4 protein-coding genes and 1 pseudogene are annotated in these 3,989 nt (G+C 61.8%); all 5 read left to right on the top strand.

Annotated elements, in window-relative coordinates; all coding sequences use genetic code 11:
* On the top strand, positions 1-369 hold a 369-nt coding region (locus tag GHO41_RS28635; RefSeq protein WP_153435296.1), incomplete at its 5' end, for an energy transducer TonB.
* A 71-nt stretch (positions 370-440) separates the two neighbouring features.
* Entirely contained in the window at positions 441-1,169 is a 729-nt protein-coding gene (locus GHO41_RS28630; RefSeq protein WP_153435295.1) for a MotA/TolQ/ExbB proton channel family protein, read from the top strand.
* Complete coding sequence (locus tag GHO41_RS28625; RefSeq protein WP_048370472.1) at positions 1,169-1,594, top strand: biopolymer transporter ExbD; 426 nt, start codon at positions 1,169-1,171, stop codon at positions 1,592-1,594. The genes GHO41_RS28630 and GHO41_RS28625 overlap by 1 nt, the downstream gene beginning before the upstream one ends.
* A gap of 114 nt (positions 1,595-1,708) precedes the next feature.
* On the top strand, positions 1,709-3,829 hold the full coding sequence (locus tag GHO41_RS28620; RefSeq protein ID WP_153435294.1) for a TonB-dependent siderophore receptor: 2,121 nt from the start codon (positions 1,709-1,711) through the stop codon (positions 3,827-3,829).
* A 7-nt stretch (positions 3,830-3,836) separates the two neighbouring features.
* Positions 3,837-3,989, top strand: a pseudogene (locus GHO41_RS30590) (4-phytase); the annotation flags it as partial.

The following is a 3,989-nucleotide window of genomic DNA, read 5'->3' as shown; positions in this document are numbered from 1 at the left end:
CCCGTGGTCAAGTCAGACCCCGCACCCGCCACACCTGCGGCGGCCGCTCCGGTGGTTGCGCCCACGCCCGCTCCACCGCCTCAGCCCAAGACCATTACCCGAGGCGTGGAGTACGTGCATGAGCCCGAACCCGAATACCCCGACAGTGCCCGTGAAGAGGGCAACGAAGGCACCGTGATTTTGCGCGTGCTGGTGGATATTCACGGCAAGCCCGGCGCCGTGGACATCGTGCGTTCCTCAGGTTTCGGCAGTCTCGATGAAGCGGGCAAAACGGCAGTGCGCGGCGCGCTGTTCAAGCCCTATCTGGAGGATGGCCATGCGGTGTCGGTGTACGTGATCGTGCCGCTGCGCTTTCAGCTCGACAGCTAGCACTCACCCCTATTTTTTATTGACGGGCCTGCCGGTCAGGGCAGCGCTCACCCCAAAGAAAGGAAAGACACATGGAAACCGGAACACTGGGTTTGAATGTTTTGTGGCAACAGGCCGACGTGGTCACCCGAGGCGTGGCCTTGATGCTGTTGGTGATGTCAGTGGCGTCCTGGTACGTGATGCTCGACAAACTGCTGCGTCTGGCGCTGTTTCGGCTGCGCTCGGGCAAACTTTTGGCGGCGTTCTGGGGCGCGCCGACGCTCAAAGAGGGTGTGCAGCAATTGGGCCAAGGCAGCGCCTGGGCTGAAGTGACCCACGCCGGTATCAGCGCCGCGCGCCAGCACCGTGATGCGCTGGATGGCGACATGAACCCGCCGCCGTTCAGCGAATGGCTGACCCGCGCCTTGCGCCAGTCCACCGCGACCATCGGCGGCAAGTTGCAAGGCGGTATGGCGATTCTGGCCACCGTGGGTTCCAGCGCGCCCTTTGTCGGTTTGCTCGGCACCGTGTGGGGCATTTATCACGCCTTGATGAAGATCGGTTTGTCCGGTGACGCCAGCATCGACAAAGTCGCAGGTCCGGTTGGCGAAACCCTGATCATGACGGCCTTGGGCCTGGCCGTGGCCATCCCCGCCACCCTGGGCTACAACCTGCTGGTGCGCAGCAACAAGCAGACCCTGGCAGAGCTAAGCAAGTTTGCCTTCGAGCTGCACGACCTGCTGGTGATCGGCGCCCGCGCAACCCCACGCAACGGGCTGCCTGCCCACAGCACCTTCAACGCCCAGGCGGAGTACGTCTGATGGCCGGTGGACTGTCGGGCGGGGACGACCTGGAAGAAGACGGCTTTAACCCCGAGATCAATACCACGCCGCTGGTGGACGTGATGCTGGTGCTGCTGGTGATTTTCATCATCACCGTCCCGGCCATTCAGCACTCGGTGAAGATCGACCTGCCCAAGGCCGCCGCGCAGCAAGACAACAAACCGCCGCCCTCGGTGGACCTGGCGCTGGACAACGATGGCCACCTGCATTGGGAGGACCACGACATCAGCGACAGCGACTTGCCCGCGCTGATCGCCGAAGCCGCCGCACGCCAGCCGGTGCCGGAATTGCACCTGCGCGCCGAGCGCAATACGCCCTATGAAAAGGTCGTTCAGGTGATGGCGGCGGCGCAGTCCGGTGGGCTGGACAAGATCGGTTTCGTGACCCAGGCCGTTACCCCTTAACCACGGCGTCGCCCTTCGCCCCACCCGTTTGGTCGGCCTTTATAGCCGACCACGGCGAAGTGCGCGCCACAGAAATCAACCAGGCCGTGAATGGCCGTTTTCGAAGGTGCAGTCATGTTTCGCAAATCCCCGTTGTATGTGCGTGCAGGTCTCGGTTTCGCAGCGCTTGCCATGGCCATGCCGTCTTTTGCCGCTGATGCTGCAGCGGCCATCGACGACAGTACCTTGGCCACTTTGCCGCAAGTCACGGTCAAAGCTGTCAAGCGCAAACCGGCGCTGCACCAGCAGACCAACAGCGGTGCCCTGGGCAGCCGCGCGGTGATCGATACACCGTTCTCGTTCAAAAGCGTCGGCAGCAGCGAGATCCAGGACCGCCAGGCGGGGATTTTGTCTGAGGCGGTCAAGTACGACGCGTCAGTCACCTCCATCAGTTCCAGCTATGGCACGCACCCCGCAACCCTCGCGGTGCGCGGCCTGCCGCTGGATGACCTGAACGGCTACAAGGTAGATGGCATGGCCAACATCAACCGGGGCGTGGAAATGCCCCTTGAGATGTTTGACCGCATCGATGTGCTCAAAGGCCTGTCAGGCTTCATGTATGGCTTCGGCAGCCCCGGCGGGATCGTCAACTACGTGACCAAACGGCCAACCGACAAGACCACCTTCAGCGTCGACGCCGGTTACGAGTCCAACAACCTGTACAAGGAACACCTGGACGTTGGCGGCCGCCTGGATGACCCGCGCTTCGGCTACCGGGTCAACCTGGTGCACGAAGAAGGCGATGCCGTTTCGGGTGACGCCAAGGTCAACCGCACAGCCGTCGGCGTGGCCCTCAACGCGCAACTCAGCGATGACCTGAGCCTGGACTTCGACACCCTGTACCAGACGCGTGATACCAGCGGCGGCACCGACATCATCGTCAACCCCAAAAACGCCTTGCCCAAACCCATTGACGGCAGCAAACGCCTGTACAGCAATGGCTCCTTTACCGATGTGGATTACAGCCTGTCGACGCTGAGTGCGACCTACAAGTTCTCACCCGACTGGACCGGCAAGCTGGCCTATCGCTACAGCGATTCGACACGCCGTTATTTGAAAGACCAGTACATCATTTCTAGCGATGCGGGCGGCTACTCCGACAAAGCATCGGCCGAGTACCACGGCTATGACTACAACGACGCCATGGGCACCCTGGAAGGCAAGTTCACCACCGGCTGGTTCAGCCACGACCTGGTGTTGGGCAGCAGTTACTCTCAACTGAACTCCGAAAAATCCGTGGTCAGTCCCAAAGGCACCGTGGGCAAGGGCAATCTGTACGACCCGACGATCTTCTCGGTGTACAACATCGACTACAGCGGCGGCACCTACGGCGATGACAACATCAAGGAAAGCGCCGTATTCGCCAGCGATACCATCGGCCTAGGTGAACACTGGTCGTTGCTGGCCGGCCTGCGTAACGAAGACTTCCGCGAGGAGACTCACGCCTCCTCGACCGCCCCTGCTGTCCAGTACAAGGCCCGACCCGCCACGCCAACGGTGGCGTTGATGTACAAACCCAACAAAGACGTGACCCTGTATGCCAGTTACGTCGAATCCCTGGAAAACGGCGGCACCGCGCCCACCACGGCGGTCAACTCCGAACAGACCCTGGGCCCGCTGCGCAGCAAGCAATACGAAGTGGGCGTAAAAGCCCAGCAGCGTAACTGGAGCGCCACGGCGGCGGCGTTTCGCATCGATCGGGGCGCCGAGTACACCAACGATGCCAACGTCTTCGTGCAGAGCGGCACCATCCGCTATCAAGGCCTGGAGTTGAACGCCAGCGTCGATGCCACCCCCAACCTGACCGTAGACGGAAGCGTCATGTCTCTGGACTCGGCCTACCACGATGCGGGCGACGGCGTGGATGGCAACCGCGCTGCCGGTGCAGCGCATTATCAAGCTGCAACACAAGTCACGTACCGTGTCCCGCAAGTGCCCGGCATGTTCCTGCACACCGGCGCCCAGCGTATCGGCGAAATGGCGGTGGACTCAGGCAACGTGCACACCCTGCCGGCCTACAGCCTGTTCGATGCCGGTGGCGGTTATCGTCTGCATTTGAGCGGCGGGCATGCACTGACCTTTGGCGCCAACGTCAGCAACCTGGCCAACAAAAAGTACTGGACCTTCTATCAGGAAAACTACCTGCAGCCGGGTTCGCCCCGTACGTTAACCTTCAACACGCGTTATGACTTCTAGGCCCGCAATGATAAAAACAACGTTCTTGAAGTACACAGTTCTGGCGCTGGGCATCTGCTTGGCGCTGCCCTCTGTGGCCGCACCCCTGGACACCGGCGGGCTGCGCCTGGACAAAGTGGTGCTGGTGATGCGCCACGGCATCCGCCCGGCAACCGACACC

This window comes from Pseudomonas sp. FSL R10-0399, assembly GCF_009600165.1.
GTDB classification, from domain to species: domain Bacteria; phylum Pseudomonadota; class Gammaproteobacteria; order Pseudomonadales; family Pseudomonadaceae; genus Aquipseudomonas; species Aquipseudomonas helleri.
This window is presented reverse-complemented; position numbering and strand designations above follow the sequence as displayed.

Excerpts from the sequence above, each read along its gene's own strand:
- GHO41_RS28620 (WP_153435294.1), top strand. The coding sequence starts at position 1,709 with ATGTTTCGCAAATCCCCGTTGTATGTGCGTGCAGGTCTCGGTTTCGCA.
- GHO41_RS28630 (WP_153435295.1), top strand. The coding sequence starts at position 441 with ATGGAAACCGGAACACTGGGTTTGAATGTTTTGTGGCAACAGGCCGAC.
- GHO41_RS28625 (WP_048370472.1), top strand. The coding sequence starts at position 1,169 with ATGGCCGGTGGACTGTCGGGCGGGGACGACCTGGAAGAAGACGGCTTT.